This is a genomic window from Streptomyces sp. NBC_00887, assembly GCF_045207585.1.
Genome location: NZ_CP108788.1, coordinates 7,281,998 through 7,300,399 on the forward strand (window position 1 = coordinate 7,281,998; position 18,402 = coordinate 7,300,399).

Below are 18,402 nucleotides of genomic sequence, written 5' to 3' on the forward strand. Positions count from 1 at the left end.
GCATTGTGCCGGTGGGGTTATGCGCGGCCTCGTAAGACGTCCCGCACCCCAGACCTCTGCCTGTAAAGAGCTCTTGCGGTGTTGTTCAAGGAGGACGTCCATGACGAGCATCAACGAGCAGCCGATTCCTGCTGCCCGCCCGGTCATCGGTGAAGAAGAGATCGAGGCTGCGGTACGCGTGCTGCGCAGTGGCCGCGTCGTACAGGGGCCGGAGGTCGCGGCGTTCGAAGAGGGCTTCTCCGAGCTGGTCGACGGCCGGCACTGCGTCGCCGTCAACTCCGGTACCTCCGCGCTGCATCTTCTGCTGCTTGCCCTCGGCGTCGGCCCGGGCGACGAGGTGATCGTTCCTTCCTTCTCCTTCGCGGCCTCCGCGAACGCGGTCCGCCTCGTCGGTGCCGATGTCGTCTTCGCCGACATCGAGCCCGGCAGCTACGGTCTGGACCCCGCCGCGGTCGAGGCGGCCATCACGCCGCGCACCGCCGCGATCATGCCGGTGCACCTGTACGGTCACCCGGCGGCGATGGACAAGCTCATGCCCATCGCGGCGAAGCACAAACTCGCCGTGGTCGAGGACGCGTGCCAGGCCCACGCCGCCGCCCTGAACGGCACGCCCGTGGGCGCGTTCGGCGAAGGCGGAACGTTCAGCTTCTACCCGACGAAGAACATGCACTCCCTCGAGGGCGGCATGGTCACCACGGCCGACGCCGAGCTCGCCCGCACCCTGCGCCTCCTGCGCAACCAGGGCATGGAGCAGCGGTACGCCAACGAGATCGTCGGCGCCAACGTGCGCATGACGGACGTGGCCGCGGCCGTCGGCCGCGTCCAGCTGACCAAGGTCGGTGGCTGGACCGAGCAGCGCCGCTCCAACGCCGCGTACCTCGACGCGCACATCACCGCGCCGAACGTGACGACGCCGCCGGTCGCCGAGGGCGCCCGCCACGTCTACCACCAGTACACGATCCGGGTGCAGGGCGACCGCGACGCCGCGATGGCGAAGCTCACCGAGGCGGGCATCGGCAACGCCGTCTACTACCCGACCCCGATCCACCGGCTGAAGCCCTACTGGGAGCCGGACCAGAAGGCCGGCCGCACCTGGGACCTGCCCGAGACCGAGCGTGCGGCCGCCGAGGTCGTCTCGCTGCCCGTCCACCCGTCGCTCAGCGAGGGTGAGCTGGAGCGCATCGCCAACGCCGTGAACGCACTGGGGGAGAGCCTGTGACCGCCGCCGTACTGAGGGCCGGGCTCATCGGCCTGGGCTCCATGGGGCGCCACCACGCCCGTGTGCTGGCCGGACTCGACGGCGTGAGCCTGGTCGGCGTCGTCGACCCGATGGGCGACAAGAACGGCTGGGCGCAGGGCGCCCCCGTCCTGTCGACCGTCGAGGAGCTCATCGCCCTCGGCGTCGACTACGCGGTCGTGGCCTGCCCGACCGCGCTGCACGAGACCGTCGGCCTGCAGCTGGCCGACGCCGGTGTCTGCGCCCTGATCGAGAAGCCGCTGGCCGACACCGTCGAGGGCGCCCGCCGCCTCGTCGAGGCCTTCGAGTCGCGCGACCTGGTCGCCGGAGTCGGCCACATCGAGCGCTGCAACCCGGCCCTGCTTTCGCTGCGCAGCCGCCTGGAGGCCGGCGAGCTCGGCGACGTCTTCCAGGTCGTCACCCGGCGCCAGGGCCCGTTCCCGCACCGGATCGCGGACGTCGGCGTGGTCAAGGACCTCGCCACGCACGACATCGACCTGACGGGCTGGGTGACCGGCCAGACGTACACGTCGATCGCGGCCCACACCGTGTCGAAGTCCGGTCGCCCGCACGAGGACATGGTCTCCGCCGTGGGCCAGCTCTCCGACGGCACCATGGTCAACCACCTGGTCAACTGGCTGAGCCCGCTCAAGGAGCGCTTCACGTCGGTCACCGGTGAGCGCGGCTGCTACATCGCCGACACCCTCACCGCCGACCTCACGTTCCACTCGAACGCCGCGGTGACCACCGAGTGGGAGGCGCTGCGCGCGTTCCGCGGTGTCTCCGAGGGTGACATGATCCGTTACGCGATCCCGAAGCGCGAGCCGTTGCTTGTCGAGCATGAGCTCTTCAGGGACGCTGTGCTGGGTGAGGACGCCGATATCTGCACCCTGCGGCAGGGTCTGCGTACCGTTGAGGTGGCTGCCGCGGTACTCGAGTCGGCCGTGAGCGGCACGACCGTGCGCCTGGACACCGACATCGCGGCGGGCTGAGGCTTTGGCAGCGGGCATATCGCTCATCTGCTCGGTCCGCTGCGCACTCCTGGGGAGTGCGCAGCAGGTGCCGGCTCGCTTGTCTTCCACCGGAGGAAGTACAGAATGAAATCCCCTGCCCGCCGACCGCGGCTCGCCGTGATCGTTGCCAACGGCATCACGGGTGACTCGCGGGTCCAGAAGACGGCTGTGGCCGCCGCCCGCGACGGCTGGGACGTCACGCTGATCGGCAGGAGTGACACCAAGCGTGTCCAGCGGTCGAGGATGGGACCGATCAAGGTGGTCCGGGTCCCCGTGTCCGCGGAGTACGTACGGTCGGTGAAGGCCCGCAGAGCTCATCCGCTGCGCGGCGCCATGACCCAGTTCCGTATCCACGACCAGGCGGCTCTGAGCCACTACCGTGCCTCCTACCGGGCCTGGGTGCGGCAGACGTCGGCTGAGACGACCTGGGCGGGCGCGCCCCGGCGGGCGTCCCTGAAGGCCGTGCTGCGCGCGCGCCGCGCCGTCTACAAGTTGCGGGTGCGAGCGTTCAAGTGGGAGCAGCGCCGGACGACGAAGGATCCGGTCCGCGACTGGCGCCGGGACTGGCCGCAGCTTGTCGATCTCGACCTGGCGTTCGGTCCGGTGATCGAGGAACTCAAGCCGGACGTCATCCACGCCAACGACGCCACCATGATCGTGACGGCCGCACGCAGTGCGGCGCGGCTCCGGGCGAGCGGTCACCGCTGCGCCTGGCTCTACGACGCGCACGAGTACATCCGCGGCGTCGAATGGCCCAATCCGCGCCAGGGCTACGCCCTTCCGGCGGCCGAGGCCGAGTACATCGGCCGCGCGGACGCGGTGGTCACCGTGTCCCCGCAGCTGGCCGAGCTGCTCAAGAACGACCACAAGCTCTCCGAGGCTCCCCTGGTCGTGGGCAACTCCCCGGTCCGCGAGGTCATCGGCTCCGGCTCGGTGCGCTCGTCCGTCCGCGAGGTGTGCGGCCTGGGCCCCGAGGTCCCGCTGATGGTGTACTCGGGCTGGCTCGGCCCGGAGCGCGGTGTGGACGCCGTCATCGACGGGCTTCCCGAACTGCCCGGCGTACACCTGGCGCTCGTCTGCAGCCGTGTGACCCCGCTGCTGGAGCAGTTGCTGGCGACTGCCGAGTCGCTCGGTGTGCGCGACCGCATCCACCTGGTGCCCTATGTGTCGCAGCACGAGGTCGCGGACTACCTGTCCTCGGCGGATGTCGGCCTGACCCCGTTCAAGCGGGTCCCCAACTGCGAGGTCTCGCTGCCGACGAAGGTGTCCGAATACCTTCAGGCGGGTCTTCCCCTGGTCACCAGCGATGTACGGGTGATCAAGGCGTACGTGGAGGAGAAGGGCCTCGGTGAGGTCTTCACCTGGGACGACCCGACCACCTTCGTGGCCGCCGCGTCCCGCGCGCTGAAGAGTCGCAGCGAGCTTGCCGCGCACATCACCGAGGACGTGCTCAAGGAGCTCTCCTGGGAGCAGCAGAGCGCCGGGCTGCTCGAGCTGTACCGCACGCTGTCGAAGAAGACGCCGCCGGTGCCCGTGGCCGAGGTGTCGTGGACCGTCCAGGAGACCCCGGAGGCCGAAGCGCTCGGTGCGAGCAGTGGCAAGTCCGGTGTACCGGTCTGGACCCCCCTCGGCTCGACACCCGTGAAGCTGGGCATCGGCCCGGCCAACTACGCAGGTCAGGGTGCCGCGTTCGCACAGGCCGTGTCGCAGGCGAATCCGGATGCGTCCGTCGAAGTGGTCATGAACCAGCGGGCGGACACCTTCGACTACCCCGCGGACGTCTACGTCGACGCCTCCAGGCTCGGCGAGCTCGACGTCCAGCTGGAACAGGTGAAGCGGGTGGTCGGGCGCTACAGCCACCTGATCGTCGACGCCTTCATGCCGGTTTTCGGACGGCTCAACGGTGACTCGATCGCCGGCGATCTGGCCGCGCTGCGCAAGGCCCGCATCAAGGTGGCACTGCTGTCGCACGGCAGCGACATCCGCAACCCTGCCCGTCACCTGGAGCGCCACGAGTTCTCGTTGTTCCGGGACGCCCCCGAGGGCATCGCCGAGAAGCTCCAGGCCAAGGCCGAGGCCAACCGGCGGATCGCGGACGAATGCCGCCTTCCGCTCTTCGTCACGACCCCCGACCTGCTGGACGACCTGCCGTCGGCGAAGTGGGCGCCGCTCGTCGTCGATGTCGCCTCGTGGGCGGCCGACCGTCCCGTGATGGAGCGCGAGCGGCCCATCGTGCTGCACGCCCCGTCCAAACGCTGGACGAAGGGCACGGACCGGATCATGCCCGTGCTCACCGAGCTGCACGACAAGGGCGTGATCGACTTCAGGCTTGCCGAGGAGATCCCCTGGGCCGAGATGCAGGCGCTGGTCAAGGAGAGCGACCTGGTCCTGGACCAGTTCACCACCGGCAGCTACGGCACTTTCGCCGTGGAGGCGATGGCGGCCGGGAAGCCGGTCGTCGGCTACATCAGCGACGCGGTGAAGGCCACGACGAACGGGGAACTGCCGATCGTCAGCGCCACTCCTGACACCCTGCGCGAGGTGCTGGGCTCCCTGATCCAGGATCGCGAGGGGACTGCGGCCATCGGCCGTGCCTCGGTGGAATTCGCGCGTACTTACCATGACGGACGCTGGACCGCCCAGGTACTGAGCGGTTTTCTCAAGTGACGCGTTCGGGCGAAAGGTTGTTGATGGAGACGCAGGAACTCGGCATCGACAGGCCCGTCAGGGGCCGGGTCGTCATGCTGGTCGACAACAAGGTCGAAGGCGATTCGCGCGTACAGAAGGCTGCCGAGTCCATGGCCGCGGCCGGCTGGGACGTGACGCTGCTGGGCCTGGTCCGCTCGGGCAGCGGGCGCAGCTGGAAGCTGGGCGACGCCGACGTGCGGCTGCTGCCACTGAAGACGCCCCTGGCGAAGCGGCATGCCGAGCGGCACCGCTCGCTGTTGCGTCGTCCCCTGGCGTATCCCCCCGGTCCGCTCGCCGCCTATCGCCGGCAGTGGGCCAAGGCGTGGCGCGCCGATGTGGCGACACGTCGTGCCGCGCTCAAGGTGGCGCCGCAGGCAGTCGGTACCCCGGGCTTCCGCCGGACGGAGCAGGCCCGCCTCCAGGTGGCCGGGCCTGCGTCGAAGGTCATGCAGCGCTGGATCGAACTCCGGTCCCGCCAGTCCACCGAGGCGCAGAAGGCCGGCCGCCGACTCCAGGGGCCGCTGGACCGGGCGTTCACCGCGGCCTGGAAGAGGGTCAAGGGAAACAGGGCCTGGCGCAGGCTCGAGCCCGCGCTGTGGGACTACGAGCTCACGTACGGCAAGGAGATCGACGCCCTCAAGCCGGACCTGATCCATGCCAACGATTTCCGGATGCTGGGTGTCGGCGCCCGCGCGGCGGTCCGCGCCAGGGCCGCCGGCCGGAAGGTCAAGCTGGTCTGGGACGCGCACGAATTCCTGCCGGGCGTCCGCCCGTGGGAGGACAACGCGCACTGGATTCCTGGCAACACGGCGCACGAGAGCGAGTTCGCCCCGTACGCGGACGCGGTGGTGACCGTATCGGAAGGCCTCGGCGATCTGCTGCGTGAGCGCCACTCCCTGGCTGAGCAGCCGACGGTCGTCCTCAACGCGCCCGACCGGCCGGTCGAGCGACTCGACGAGGACGACGCCGACCCGGTTCCGGATCTGCGTGAACTGTGCGGCATCGGCCCGGATGTTCCGCTGGTCGTCTACAGCGGCTCGCCCGGTCCGCAGCGTGGTCTCGGTGACCTGGTCGAGGCACTGCCCCATCTCGACGGCGTGCACATGGCGTTCGTCGTTCCCAGTCCGGCCGCAGGCTACATAAAGGGCCTCCTGGCCCGGGCCGAGGAGCTGGGGGCGGGCGACCGTCTGCACGCGGTTCCGTACGTACCGCACTGGCAGGTCGTGAAGTTTCTGTCCGCGGCGGACGCCGGCTGCATCCCGATCCACCACTGGCCGAACCACGAGATCGCTCTGATCACCAAGTTCTTCGAATACTCGCACGCCCGGCTGCCGCTGGTCGTCAGCGATGTGAAGACCATGTCCGAGGTGACGCGTTCGACCGGGCAGGGCGAGGTCTGCACCGCTGAGGACGTTCCCGATCTGGTCCGCGCGATCAAGCAGGTGCTGGCCGATCCCGAGCGCTACCGCGCCGCTTACGACAAGCCCGGGCTGCTGGACACCTGGACCTGGGAAGCACAGGCCGAGGTTCTCGACGGTCTGTACACCAACCTGCTCTCAGACCGCGAAAAGGCGGAAAACAGACTATGACGACGGCTCCTGACGTCAGTGTGGTTGTCGCCGTTTACAACACGATGCCCTACCTGACGGAGTGTCTGAACTCGCTCATCGGGCAGAGCATCGGTCTCGACCGGCTCGAGGTCGTCGCGGTCGACGACGGATCGACGGATGAGAGCGGCGCCGAACTCGACCGGTTCGCCGAGCTGTACCCCGGTACGGTCAAGGTCATCCACCAGGCCAACTCGGGCGGTCCCGCCGCGCCCAGCAACAGGGCGCTGGAGGTGGCCACCGGCCGGTTCGTCTACTTCATAGGTTCCGACGACTACCTGGGCGAAGAAGCCCTGGAGCGGATGGTGGCCTACGCGGACGAACACGAGTCCGACGTGGTCATCGGCAAGATGGTCGGAACCAACGGCCGGTACGTCCACCAGAAGCTGTACAAGAAGAACGACCCGGACGTCAGCCTGTTCCACTCCAGCCTGCCTTTCACGCTGGCGAACACCAAGCTCTTCCGCCGCGAGCTGGTCGAGAAGCACCGACTGCGATTCCCGGAGGACCTGCCGGTCGGCAGCGACCAGCCGTTCACCATCGAAGCGTGTTTCCGGGCCCGGAAGATCTCGGTGCTCTCGGACTACACCTTCTACTACGCGGTGAAGCGCGGTGACGCCAGCAACATCACCTACCGGGCCAATCACCTGTCCCGGCTGCGCTGCACGGCCGCGATCATGAAGCACGCGGCCTCACTGGTCGAAGCGGGTCCGGACCGGGACGCCCTCTTCCAGCGCCACTTCACCTGGGAGCTCGCCAAGCTCGTCCAGGACGACTTCCCCGCTCTCGACGCCGGGACGCGGCGCGAGGTCTGCGAAGGCATCGCGGCGCTCGCCGACGAGTACCTCACCGACGCGCTCAGGGACTCCCTGGACGTCAAGCGCCGGGTGCGGATCTGTCTTGCGCGCGCGGGTGCCGTCGACGAACTGATCCGGGCGATCACCGAGGAGGCGGAGCAGGGCGCCCCGCCCTTCCGCATCGAGGGCGACAGGGCATTCGCCCTGTACCCCGGCTTCCGCGACGAGTCCCTCGGCCTGCCCGACCGCTGCTACGAACTGGTCGGCGAGGCCGTTCCCGGGCGGCTGGCGCAGGGGACGGAACTGCTCGCTGCCGAGTGGGACCAGGCGGGCGACAACCTGTACCTCGTTCTCTCGGCACGGATCGGTGTCCTCGGCGACACCGGTTCGGTGACCGTGCGGATGGCCAAGGGGGCCATGCCCAAGAGCGCGGACAAGCCCGGCGCGCGACGCCTGCAGCCGGGCCACGAACTGCCGCCCCCGGAGGGTGAGTTCACCCTCGGCACCACCGACGACGGACGGGCGACGACGCTGCGGGGCCGGATCCCCGTCCACGCGGTGAAGTCGAAGCTCGGTGTCCGCGTGTACGTGGACCTGGCAGGCTCGACGTACGAGATCCCGGTGAAGACCGGCGGCAGGCCGCTGCCCCTGGCCCGCCGCTGGCGTCAGGCCGTCCCGTACAGGGTCGCGGCGAACCAGAATCCCAAGGGCCGTCTCGTGATCACGACGGCACCCCTGTGGGAGATCAAACCCGGTGCGGGCAAGCGGCTGCGCCACATGCTGTCCAGGCTGAAGAGGAAAGTAACCCGATGAACATCTGTGTAGTCGCGCTCGGCAAGATCGGCCTTCCGCTCGCCGTGCAGTTCGCCGCCAAGGGCCACAAGGTCATTGGCGCGGACGTCAACGAGAAGGTCGTCGAGCTGGTCAACGCGGCCACCGAGCCGTTCCCCGGCGAGCACGACCTGGACGTCAAGCTCAAGGAGACCGTGGGCGCCGGCCTGCTCTCCGCGACGACGGACACCACGGCCGCGGTGGCCGCGTCCGACGCCGTCGTGGTGGTCGTACCGCTCTTCGTCGACGCCGAGGGCACCCCCGACTTCGGCTGGATGGACGCCGCGACGAAGGCGATCGCCGCGGGCCTCAAGCCGGGCACCCTCGTCAGCTACGAGACCACGCTGCCGGTCGGCACCACGCGTACCCGCTGGGCGCCGATGCTCGCCGAGGGCTCGGGCCTCACGCCGGGCAGGGACTTCCACCTCGTCTTCTCCCCGGAGCGGGTCCTGACCGGCCGCGTCTTCGCGGACCTCCGCCGCTACCCGAAGCTCGTGGGCGGCATCGACGAGGCGTCCGCGCAGCGCGGTGTGGAGTTCTACGAGGCCGTGCTCGACTTCGACGACCGTGAGGACCTGCCCCGTGCGAACGGTGTGTGGGACCTCGGTACGGCGGAGGCCTCCGAGCTCGCCAAGCTCGCCGAGACCACCTACCGCGATGTCAACATCGGTCTGGCCAACCAGTTCGCCCGGTTCGCCGACAAGAACGACATCGACATCAAGAAGGTCATCGAGGCCTGCAACAGCCAGCCCTACAGCCACATCCACCAGCCCGGCATCGCCGTCGGCGGCCACTGCATCCCGATCTACCCGCGGATGTACCTGTGGAACGACCCGGAGGCCACCGTCGTGCGCTCGGCCCGTGAGGCCAACGCCGCGATGCCCGAGTACGCCGTCGACCTGCTGGCCGCCGCCTACGGCGACCTGAACGGTGTCGGAGTGGTGGTGCTGGGCGCCGCCTACCGCGGTGGCGTCAAGGAGACCGCGTTCTCCGGTGTCTTCGGAGTCGTGGAGGCGCTCAAGGCGCGCGGCGCGGTGCCGTTCGTCTCGGACCCGATGTACACGGCCGACGAGCTGACCGCCCACGGCCTCGTGCCGCACGAGGGCCAGGCCGTCACCGCCGCGATCCTCCAGGCCGACCACGCCGAGTACCGCGAGCTGGCCGCCGCCGACCTGCCGGACGTCCGCGTCCTGGTCGACGGCCGCCGTACGACCGACCCGGCCAACTGGGCCGGCGTCCGCCGCGTCGTCATCGGCGGCTGACCGCCTCCCCACCACGCGAGGGGCCCCACCGGGCAATGCCGGGTGGGGCCCCTCGTCCGTTCCGCAGGGATGTCAGACGGCCTCGGACCGCTCGGTGCGGGCTACCGCTTCCCGTGCCTCCCGGTCCAGCCTGGCGCGCAGCCAACGCTGTGAGGGGCGTTCCACCAGCCGGTGCAGCAGCCAGGCCGCCAGCAGGATGACTGTCGTGGTCACCAGGAGCGTGGGCCAGGCGCCCAGATGTCCGTACAGGTTCCGGATCAGGGCCCAACCGAGCTCTTCGTGCAGCAGGTACAGCGGGTAGACGAGTGCGCCCAGGGCGGCGAACCCGGTCCAGCGGATCCTGTCGAGCTTGTGGAGAGCGACGGCCAGCACGAGCAGGTAGAAGACGGTCACCAGTGCCAGCGCCACGTACGGCTGACGGTCCATGCCCCGGTCGTGGCGCAGACCGTCGGCGTGCTGGACCAAGTCGCTCTGCATGACCAGCCAACTCGCGGCGAGCAGGCCCCAGAGCTTGAGGTCCGGGCCGAAGCGGTACATCAGGTACATGGCGATGCCGCCGACGAACAGGGCGGTGTTGAGCGGCTGGGCGAAGATGCCGAGGATCGGCACCTGGTTGTTCTCCTGCTGGATCAGCACACTCGCCAGCAGCCACAACCAGCAGAAGACGCTGACGCGGCGGTAGTCGAGGCCTTTCCAGATCACCAGAAGGAAGATCAGGTAGAAGGTGAGCTCGGCCCAGAGCGTCCAGTAGGCGCCCACCAGATGCTGGGCGGACAACGGCACCTGGAGCATCGTCAGGTTCGTCAGCGACTCACTGATGCTCGGACCCGTACGTGTGCCGTCCGGCAGCGCGCGCCAGACCGCGAATGCGACGGCGGCCGAGAACCAGTAGGCAGGGAACAGCCGCAGGAACCGGGCCCGCACGAACTGGCCCGGGGTGCGGTCCCACGCGGACAGACAGATCACGAAGCCGCTGATCAGGAAGAAGAGCTGGACACCGTACGAGCCGTAGGACGTGACCGGGAAGAGCCACGGGAACAGCTCCTTGGGATTCACCCCCCAGTTGGCCTTCGTCGCGGCGTCCACCCCGGTGAAGTGGAAGGCGAGCACGGCGAGCGCGGCGACGACCCGCAGCGCGTCCAGGGCGTGCAGCCGCGGCCCGGGTGCCCTGGCGGGACTGGGCTGAACGGCAGTCGCGGTGACAGCCGGCTGGCTTGGCACCTGGACCTCGGTCTGGGGCATGGCGGCCTCGTTAGGCTTGTACTGGGCACGTGATGACGGTGCTGTGTCCGGTCATCCTAAAGAGCGTATGAACAGACCGTGACCGGGGTGCGTGCGCTCGCGGCCCGGCCGCACGTCACTCCGCCGTGGTCCGCACGGCCCTTTGGGCGGGGATCTCCGCGGACCTGGTGATCAGCAGCCGGTCGAAGTGCGGACCCACCGTCTGCCAGTCCCAGGTCGAGATCGCCTGCTCCGAGGCCTCGTGACCGGCCTTGAGCCAGGTCTCCGCGGATTCATTGACCGCGAGGATCCGCTCGGCCGCCTCGGCGGGCGAGGACACCACCCAGCCGGAGGGGAAGAGCGAGCGGGCGCCGTGCGGCTTGCCGGCGAAGAAGGGCCAGTCACGGACCACGGGCACCGCGCCGCTCGCGGCGCCCTCCATGATGCTCAGCGGCCAGCCCTCGCGGACGGATGTGCTGATGACCGTTCCGATGTCCGTCAGGGCCGTGGGCACATCGTTCGTGTGCCCGTGCACCTGCACGGCACCGGCTGCGACGAGTGGTTCCAGTTCCGTGGCGAACGTCTTCTGATAGCGATGGAGCGCCGGACTGGCGGACGGATTCAGCGCTCCTCCGATCAGGTGCAGTCGGTAGCGCTCGTCCGACTGTCGCAGGATGCGCAGCACCTGCAGCGCCCAGCGGGGGTCCTTGGCGACCTGTCCGGCGCCCACCAGACCGAGCGTGAACCGGGCGCCGGGGTTCTTCGGCAGCGCGAAACGGGTGAGTTCGACCGCGTTGTCCAGGACGTGGATGGCAGGGGCGCCGGGGTCGCGCAGTTGGGGAAGTGAGGCCACGGCCAGTTCCCGCAGGTGCTCGCTGACGAAGACCAGATCGTCGACGCGGGAGAAGTCCACGAGATGCGGCCAGTAACTGAACGCCTCGAAACTGTGCAGGCGCATCACGACCCGGGTGGTGCCGGGGTCTACGAGCGTGAGGAAAGCGGCGGCAGCCGTGCACCACTCGACGAACACGGTGTCGGCCCAGTCCAGGTGAGGTCGGAGTGCCTGCTCCGCCTGCTCCACGTATTCGTTCCGGGCCCCGAGACCGCCGGCGATCATTCGGCCCATGCCCTTGGCGAGCGGGGCCGTCGACGCGTCCTCCGCCGTGTTCAGGACACGCACTTCGACATCCGCGTGGTCTCGGTAGCGCTTCAGGATCACTGGCAGGAAATTGTCGTTGCCGCTGTGGACGAAGAGCAGACGTACGGGCCGGCCGGCCGGCGGTGCCGCCGCCGGGGCCTCGCGGCCGCGAGGTGCCCGCAGGGCTCGAAGCACACGGCTGCGGCGCAGAGGTGCGGTGTACCCGGCCGGGTCGGTGGCGAGCGGAGAGGTGAGGCCGTCCAGGTGGGCGACCCGGTGGAAGGCGAGGATCAGCGCCTTGGCGGCCGATGCCGCGGCAGCCCTGCGACGGCCTGCCTTGTGGTGCTGATCGGCGCACACCAGTTCTGCGGCATATGCCTGCGCCAGATGCCTGGGTACGTATCCGAGGTCCAGCCTGACTTCAGCGGCCGCTATGAGGACGTCGGCCCGGGTCCGCGGATCCTGGATGCGGTGACCGGCCACGCCGAGCACACGCTCCGCCAGGACCGGGTTCTTGACGCGTGCCATCCGGTCGGTGGCCCAGCGTGCGAGACCGACGAGGCGTTCGTCGGAGAGGCGAGGTGGTGTCAGCACAGCGAAGCTCCACGTTCGAGTCAGGAACTCGGACCGTACGGGCTTCGCGTGGGTAACGGAAGAGTGGCTGCTGACCAAACGTGTGGCAGACGTCCGGTGGCTCGACTGCAACCCGCCCCGATGCCCGTCGGGGCATCGGGGCGGGGTCGCGCGACACCCTCGGGTCAGAGCGCCCGGGCGCCACGCTCCGTGAGTACGCCGTCGCTCTCGTCGTGCAGGGTGCCCGTCTGCGGGCACTCCCAGACACCGGGCTCGTCCGCACGCTCGACGAGCTTCACACCGGTGCGGCCCACCCAGCCGATCCGGCGGGCGGGCACGCCCACGACCAGGCCGAAGTCCGGCACGTCCTTGGTGACCACGGCACCCGCGGCGACCATGGCCCAGCGCCCGATCTGCAGCGGCGCGACACACACGGACCTGGCACCGAGCGAAGCGCCCTCGGCGACCTTCACGCCGACGGCCTCCCAGTCGCCGCCGCGCTTCTGCTTGCCGTCGGGGTCGACGGAGCGCGGGTTGTGGTCGTTGGTGAGAACGACGGCGGGGCCGACGAAGACCCCGTCGCCGAGCTCCGCCGGCTCGTACACCAGGGCGTAGTTCTGGAGCTTGACGTTGTTGCCGATCTGCACACCCGTACCCACATAGGCGCCGCGGCCGACCACACAGCCCTCGCCGAGCCTGGCTCCCTCACGGATCTGAGCGAGCTCCCAGACACTGCTGCCGTCGCCGATCTCGGCAGTCTCGGCGACCTGGGCGGTGGGCTGGACCCTGTAGTTCACGTGTTGCGCCTTCCGGAGAGTGGACCTTCCCGGCGAGCATACGATTTCCCGTGAACCGCGGGCGTGGGCGCGGGTGGAATGCACGCGTGTTCGCCCTCCGGGGCGACTGCGGCTTCGGTCACAGCAGTACCGGGTTCGTCCTTCGGCTTCTGCCGCCTTCCGGACACCGACAGAGTCAGCCGCGATTGAAAGCGATGCCGTTGGTGAGTGAGGTCGCTCCGTTCCGGAGGCCGTCGACCTTCACGGTCTGGCCCGACACATGCTTGATGTAGACACGCATGATGAAGGTCCGGGTGCCGCACGCGGCCTCGACACTCATGCTCGGCAGCGAGAAGTAGGCGACGTAGTGGTGCCCGTCATCGCCGATCGTCTTCCGTGATGCGGTGCTGTGCGCGCGACACACATGACCGGTTGTATCGAGCTGGACGAATTCGAAACGGGTGTCCACGACCGCGTTCGTGCCGCGTTCGTACTCGTCCATCCCGTCTGCGCAGGAGGCAGTTCCCTTGTAGCAGGTCGTCAATTCGACATTGGCCTGAGCCGTCACGTCGGTGGCAGAGGGATCTGCCTTCCACCGGTGGACCGGAGTCCCGTCGTCGTAGAAGACCCAGGCATCGGGGTCGGCCGCACCATCGCCGACATAAGTGCACGAGCCCGTGGTGTCAGCACTTTCACAAGCGGGGTTCTGCCACCATGGGGCGCCCTTCTGGTCGGAGTCGCTGACCTCCAGCCATGTGCTGTCGGCGACAGCGCCGTACGGTCGGAGCGCTGCCCTTCGGTCGGCGGGAGACGGGCGGCATTCGCTCCGTCCGCTCGTCGCACGCCGGACATGCCGGGCTCTGGCCGGCACGGGACGATGGACCGCGGTCCGGCCCCGGCGGCCCGGTTTGACCCCCCGCGCCCCGCCCCGTAGCCTTGACCTTCGGCGTGTTTCCGTGCGCCTACCCCTGAGCACATCCCTCGCGGTGGATTCGTCCCCGTGAGAGGCCGCTCATCCTTCCGGACTGTCGTGGGCCCCGGCCTGCGCGAACGGCTGGCTTCAGGGGGATCCGTTCCGAGTGAGAGAGAGATCCGCGTGTACGCCATCGTGCGCAGCGGTGGTCGCCAGCACAAGGTTGCTGTCGGCGACATCGTTGAGGTTGACAAGATTCCCACCGCCAAGGTTGGCGACACGGTCGAGCTCTCGACCCTGCTCGTTGTCGACGGCGACGCCGTGACCAGCGACCCCTGGGTCCTGGACGGCATCAAGGTCCAGGCCGAGATCGTGGACCACCACAAGGGCGCGAAGATCGACATCCTTCGCTACAAGAACAAGACCGGCTACCGCCGTCGCCAGGGTCACCGCCAGCAGTACACGGCGATCAAGGTCACCGGTATCCCCGCGGCTGCGAAGTAAGGGACTGAGGAGACATGGCACATAAGAAGGGCGCATCGTCCACTCGGAACGGGCGCGACTCAAATTCCCAGCGGCTCGGCGTGAAGCGCTTCGGCGGTCAGGCCGTGAACGCCGGTGAGATCCTGGTCCGCCAGCGCGGTACCCACTTCCACCCGGGCACGGGCGTCGGCCGTGGCGGCGACGACACGCTGTTCGCGCTGACCGCCGGTGCGGTGGAGTTCGGTACGCACCGTGGCCGCAAGGTCGTGAACATCGTTCCCGTCGCTGCCTGATTTCAGGTTTCGGCTGAACGACACAGCACCTTCCGAGGGCGGATCTCAGCTTTCCCGATAAATCGGGGAAGCGGGTCCGCCCTCGGCGCGTTACGTCTAAAGACATTCCTGTATGTATCCGCATTACCTGGAGGCACCAACCATGACCACCTTCGTGGACCGCGTCGAGCTGCATGCCGCCGCAGGTAACGGAGGCCACGGCTGCGCCTCCGTCCACCGTGAGAAGTTCAAGCCGCTGGGTGGCCCCGACGGGGGCAACGGCGGACGCGGAGGCGACGTGATCCTCGTCGTCGAGCAGGCCGTCACCACGTTGCTGGACTACCACCACAGCCCCCACCGCAAGGCCACGAACGGCCAGCCCGGTGCGGGCGACAACCGCTCCGGCAAGGACGGCCAGGACCTGGTGCTGCCCGTCCCGGACGGCACGGTCGTCCTCGACGGCGACGGCAACGTGCTGGCGGACATGGTCGGCCAGGGCACCACCTTCGTGGCGGGCCAGGGCGGCCGCGGCGGCCTCGGCAACGCGGCGCTGGCCTCGGCGCGCCGCAAGGCGCCCGGTTTCGCGCTGCTCGGCGAGCCGGGAACGAGCCGGGACATCGTCCTGGAGCTCAAGACCGTCGCCGACGTCGCTCTCGTCGGCTACCCGAGCGCCGGCAAGTCCTCGCTGATCTCGGTGCTCTCCGCGGCCAAGCCGAAGATCGCGGACTACCCGTTCACGACCCTCGTACCCAACCTGGGCGTCGTCACCGCCGGCTCGACCGTCTACACCATCGCGGACGTCCCCGGGCTCATCCCGGGCGCCAGCCAGGGCAAGGGCCTCGGCCTGGAGTTCCTGCGGCACGTCGAGCGCTGCTCCGTGCTCGTGCACGTCCTGGACACCGCGACGCTCGAGTCGGACCGTGACCCCGTCTCCGACCTCGACATGATCGAGGAGGAGCTGCGGCTGTACGGCGGCCTCGAGAACCGCCCGCGCATCGTCGCCCTCAACAAGGTCGACATCCCTGACGGCCAGGACCTCGCCGACATGATCCGCCCGGACCTGGAAGCGCGCGGCTACCGCGTGTTCGAGGTCTCGGCCATCGCGCACAAGGGCCTCAACGAACTCAGTTACGCCCTCGCGGGCATCATCGCCGAGGCGCGCGCCACCAAGCCGAAGGAGGAGTCGACCCGGGTCGTCATCCGTCCCAAGGCCGTCGACGACGCGGGCTTCACGGTGAAGAAGGACGACGAGGGCATCTACCGCGTGCGCGGCGAGAAGCCCGAGCGGTGGATCAGCCAGACCGACTTCAACAACGACGAGGCCGTCGGCTACCTCGCGGACCGCCTCAACCGCCTCGGTGTCGAGGACGCGCTGCGCAAGGCGGGTGCCCAGGCCGGTGACGGTGTGGCCATCGGGGCCGAGGAGAACGCGGTCGTCTTCGACTGGGAGCCGAGCCTGACGGCGGGCGCCGAGATGCTGGGCCGCCGTGGCGAGGACCACCGTCTCGAGGCACCGCGGCCCGCCGAGCAGCGCCGCCGCGAGCGGGAGACCGAGCGCGACGAGGCACAGCGCGAGTACGACGACTTCAAGCCCTTCTAGGCACCCCCGCCGGGCGCCTTCCGCACGGAGGGCGCCCGGTTCTCACAGGAAACTGCCAGGTGGCGGCCGTTCCGTGGCCAACGATGTGCGGATTGCGGAACACGTCTGTGGAGTCCGTCACTCCGCGTATGGGACCGGCAGGGCCCAACCTCCCTGGCCAGGCAGTGAACTGCGGGTTTCGCGGAGGCGAGCAGCGGTGGACGTCCGCCTTGCGAGACGGTCACGGAGAGTGCGACCATCACACTGTTCCCCCCTGTCATCGCAAGGTAGGTCGTCTGTGTCTTTGCCGCATGAAGCCAAGCCCCGGACCACAGCGGTCGTGCTCGCCGGTGGTACCGGTCAGCGCGTGGGACTGGCGATCCCCAAGCAGCTGCTGAAGATCGCCGGTAAGGCAGTCATCGAGCACACGCTGTCCATCTTCGAGAACGCCGAGGACATCGACGATGTCATCGTGCTGATGGCGCCGGGCTTCGTGCCCGACGTCGAGAAGATCGTCGCCAAGGCCGGGCTGACCAAGGTCACCAAGATCATCGAAGGCGGCAACACCCGCAACGAGACCACCGAGCGTGCCATCGCGGCACTCGGCGAGGGGCTCGCGGAGGGCGAGGACCGCAACGTCCTCTTCCATGACGCCGTCCGTCCGCTTCTGTCACAGCGCGTCATCAAGGACTGCGTCGACGCCCTCGACCGCTACCAGGCCGTCGACGTCGCCATCCCGTCCGCGGACACGATCATCGTGACCCGTACGCACGGCGAGGACGGGGAATTCATCACCGAAGTCCCGGACCGGTCCCGGCTGCGCCGCGGCCAGACCCCGCAGGCCTTCAAACTCTCCACGATCCGCAAGGCGTACGCGATCGCGGCGGGTGACCCGAACTTCCAGGCCACCGACGACTGTTCGGTGGTCCTGCGGTACCTCCCCGACGTGCCGATCTACGTGGTCGCGGGCGACGAGTACAACATGAAGGTGACCCAGCCGGTCGACGTCTTCATCACCGACAAGCTCTTCCAGCTGGCCTCCACCGCGGCCCCGCGCCAGGCCGACGAGGCCGCCTACCGGGAGCTGCTGTCGGGCAAGACCCTTGTCGTCTTCGGCGGTTCGTACGGCATCGGCGCGGACATCGCCACACTGGCCGAGCAGTACGGCGCCACCGTGTACGCGCTGGGTCGTTCGACCACCGGTACCCACGTCGAGAACCCGGAGCACGTGGACGACGCGCTCTCCAAGGCGTACGCGGAGACCGGTCGCGTCGACTACGTCATCAACACCGCGGGCGTGCTGCGCATCGGCAAGCTCGCCGAGACCGACAACACGACGATCCAGGAAGCGCTGAACGTCAACTACCTGGCGCCCGTCCAGATCGCCCGCGCCTCCTACAAGTACCTGGCGGAGACCCGGGGCCAGTTGCTGCTCTACACCTCCAGCAGCTACACCCGCGGCCGCGCCGAGTACAGCCTCTACTCCTCCACCAAGGCCGCGATGGTGAACCTCACCCAGGCCCTGGCGGACGAGTGGGCCGGCGACGGGATCCGGGTCAACTGTGTGAACCCGGAGCGCACCGCGACCCCGATGCGGACCAAGGCGTTCGGCCAGGAGCCGGACGGGTCGCTGCTCTCCTCCGAGGCAGTGGCACGCACCTCGCTGGACGTCCTGCTCTCGGCGATGACGGGCCACGTCATCGACGTGCGCCAGCAGGACCCGACCCGTGACGTCGCCGAATCCTCCGGATTCGAGCAGGCACTCGCCTCGGTGCTGGACCGTCAGGAAGATGTGTAATAATTCTTGACAAATGTACTTTAACGGGCCTCTGCTTTCGCTGAAACGCGACTGCAGAGGCCCGAGTGCGTGAAGCCGCATCTTCACATTTCCCTCAATACGTGAAACAACCGGCACCCCCCTTGGAGCAGGTTCTTCGTGATTTCGACAGCCATTCGCCTGGCCCGTGTGGGCAGTCGGTCAGAACTGGCGGCAGCCGTACTGATGACGCTGG

The 18,402-nt window shown here is 68.8% G+C and carries 14 protein-coding genes; 10 read left to right on the forward strand and 4 right to left on the reverse strand.

Annotation, left to right across the window (positions count from 1 at the left end):
- Positions 1-100 precede the first annotated feature (100 nt).
- From OG844_RS33180 to OG844_RS33205, 6 genes are all read left to right on the forward strand, one after another.
- Entirely contained in the window at positions 101-1,219 is a 1,119-nt protein-coding gene (locus tag OG844_RS33180; RefSeq protein ID WP_351175593.1) for a DegT/DnrJ/EryC1/StrS family aminotransferase, read from the forward strand.
- A complete protein-coding gene (locus OG844_RS33185; RefSeq protein WP_406395354.1) occupies positions 1,216-2,229 on the forward strand; it encodes a Gfo/Idh/MocA family protein in 1,014 nt (337 codons plus the stop codon). The genes OG844_RS33180 and OG844_RS33185 overlap by 4 nt, the downstream gene beginning before the upstream one ends.
- Before the next feature lie 105 nt (positions 2,230-2,334).
- Positions 2,335-4,917, forward strand: coding sequence for a glycosyltransferase family 4 protein (locus tag OG844_RS33190; protein WP_406395355.1), 2,583 nt, complete (start codon positions 2,335-2,337; stop codon positions 4,915-4,917).
- Between the two features lie 23 nt (positions 4,918-4,940).
- Positions 4,941-6,527, forward strand: a complete 1,587-nt coding sequence (locus tag OG844_RS33195; protein WP_406395356.1) for a glycosyltransferase family 4 protein — start codon at positions 4,941-4,943, stop codon at positions 6,525-6,527.
- Positions 6,524-8,155, forward strand: a complete 1,632-nt coding sequence (locus tag OG844_RS33200) for a glycosyltransferase family 2 protein (protein WP_406395357.1) — start codon at positions 6,524-6,526, stop codon at positions 8,153-8,155. The genes OG844_RS33195 and OG844_RS33200 overlap by 4 nt, the downstream gene beginning before the upstream one ends.
- Complete coding sequence (locus OG844_RS33205) at positions 8,152-9,435, forward strand: nucleotide sugar dehydrogenase (protein ID WP_406395358.1); 1,284 nt, start codon at positions 8,152-8,154, stop codon at positions 9,433-9,435. The genes OG844_RS33200 and OG844_RS33205 overlap by 4 nt, the downstream gene beginning before the upstream one ends.
- A 72-nt stretch (positions 9,436-9,507) precedes the next feature.
- Here the strand turns inward: OG844_RS33205 and OG844_RS33210 are convergent, their stop codons facing one another.
- The 4 genes from OG844_RS33210 to OG844_RS33225 form a co-directional block, all read right to left on the reverse strand.
- The gene (locus tag OG844_RS33210) at positions 9,508-10,677 is read right to left on the reverse strand and encodes an acyltransferase family protein (protein WP_406395360.1); all 1,170 of its coding nucleotides are present in this window, start codon (positions 10,675-10,677) and stop codon (positions 9,508-9,510) included.
- A 115-nt stretch (positions 10,678-10,792) separates the two neighbouring features.
- Positions 10,793-12,388, reverse strand: coding sequence for a glycosyltransferase (locus OG844_RS33215; protein WP_406395361.1), 1,596 nt, complete (start codon positions 12,386-12,388; stop codon positions 10,793-10,795).
- A gap of 164 nt (positions 12,389-12,552) precedes the next feature.
- Positions 12,553-13,164, reverse strand: coding sequence for an acyltransferase (locus OG844_RS33220; RefSeq protein ID WP_406395363.1), 612 nt, complete (start codon positions 13,162-13,164; stop codon positions 12,553-12,555).
- 175 nt (positions 13,165-13,339) lie between these two features.
- A complete protein-coding gene (locus OG844_RS33225; RefSeq protein ID WP_406395364.1) occupies positions 13,340-14,014 on the reverse strand; it encodes a hypothetical protein in 675 nt (224 codons plus the stop codon).
- 225 nt (positions 14,015-14,239) lie between these two features.
- Between OG844_RS33225 and rplU the strand changes: the two genes are divergently transcribed.
- From rplU to OG844_RS33245, 4 genes are all read left to right on the forward strand, one after another.
- Positions 14,240-14,560, forward strand: a complete 321-nt coding sequence (gene rplU / locus OG844_RS33230; RefSeq protein WP_018551604.1) for a 50S ribosomal protein L21 — start codon at positions 14,240-14,242, stop codon at positions 14,558-14,560.
- A 14-nt stretch (positions 14,561-14,574) separates the two neighbouring features.
- A complete protein-coding gene (rpmA, locus tag OG844_RS33235; protein WP_056785490.1) occupies positions 14,575-14,832 on the forward strand; it encodes a 50S ribosomal protein L27 in 258 nt (85 codons plus the stop codon).
- Between the two features lie 142 nt (positions 14,833-14,974).
- Positions 14,975-16,411, forward strand: a complete 1,437-nt coding sequence (gene obgE, locus OG844_RS33240; RefSeq protein ID WP_406395366.1) for a GTPase ObgE — start codon at positions 14,975-14,977, stop codon at positions 16,409-16,411.
- A gap of 277 nt (positions 16,412-16,688) precedes the next feature.
- Complete coding sequence (locus OG844_RS33245) at positions 16,689-18,188, forward strand: SDR family NAD(P)-dependent oxidoreductase (RefSeq protein WP_406395368.1); 1,500 nt, start codon at positions 16,689-16,691, stop codon at positions 18,186-18,188.
- The last annotated feature ends 214 nt before the right edge of the window (positions 18,189-18,402 follow it).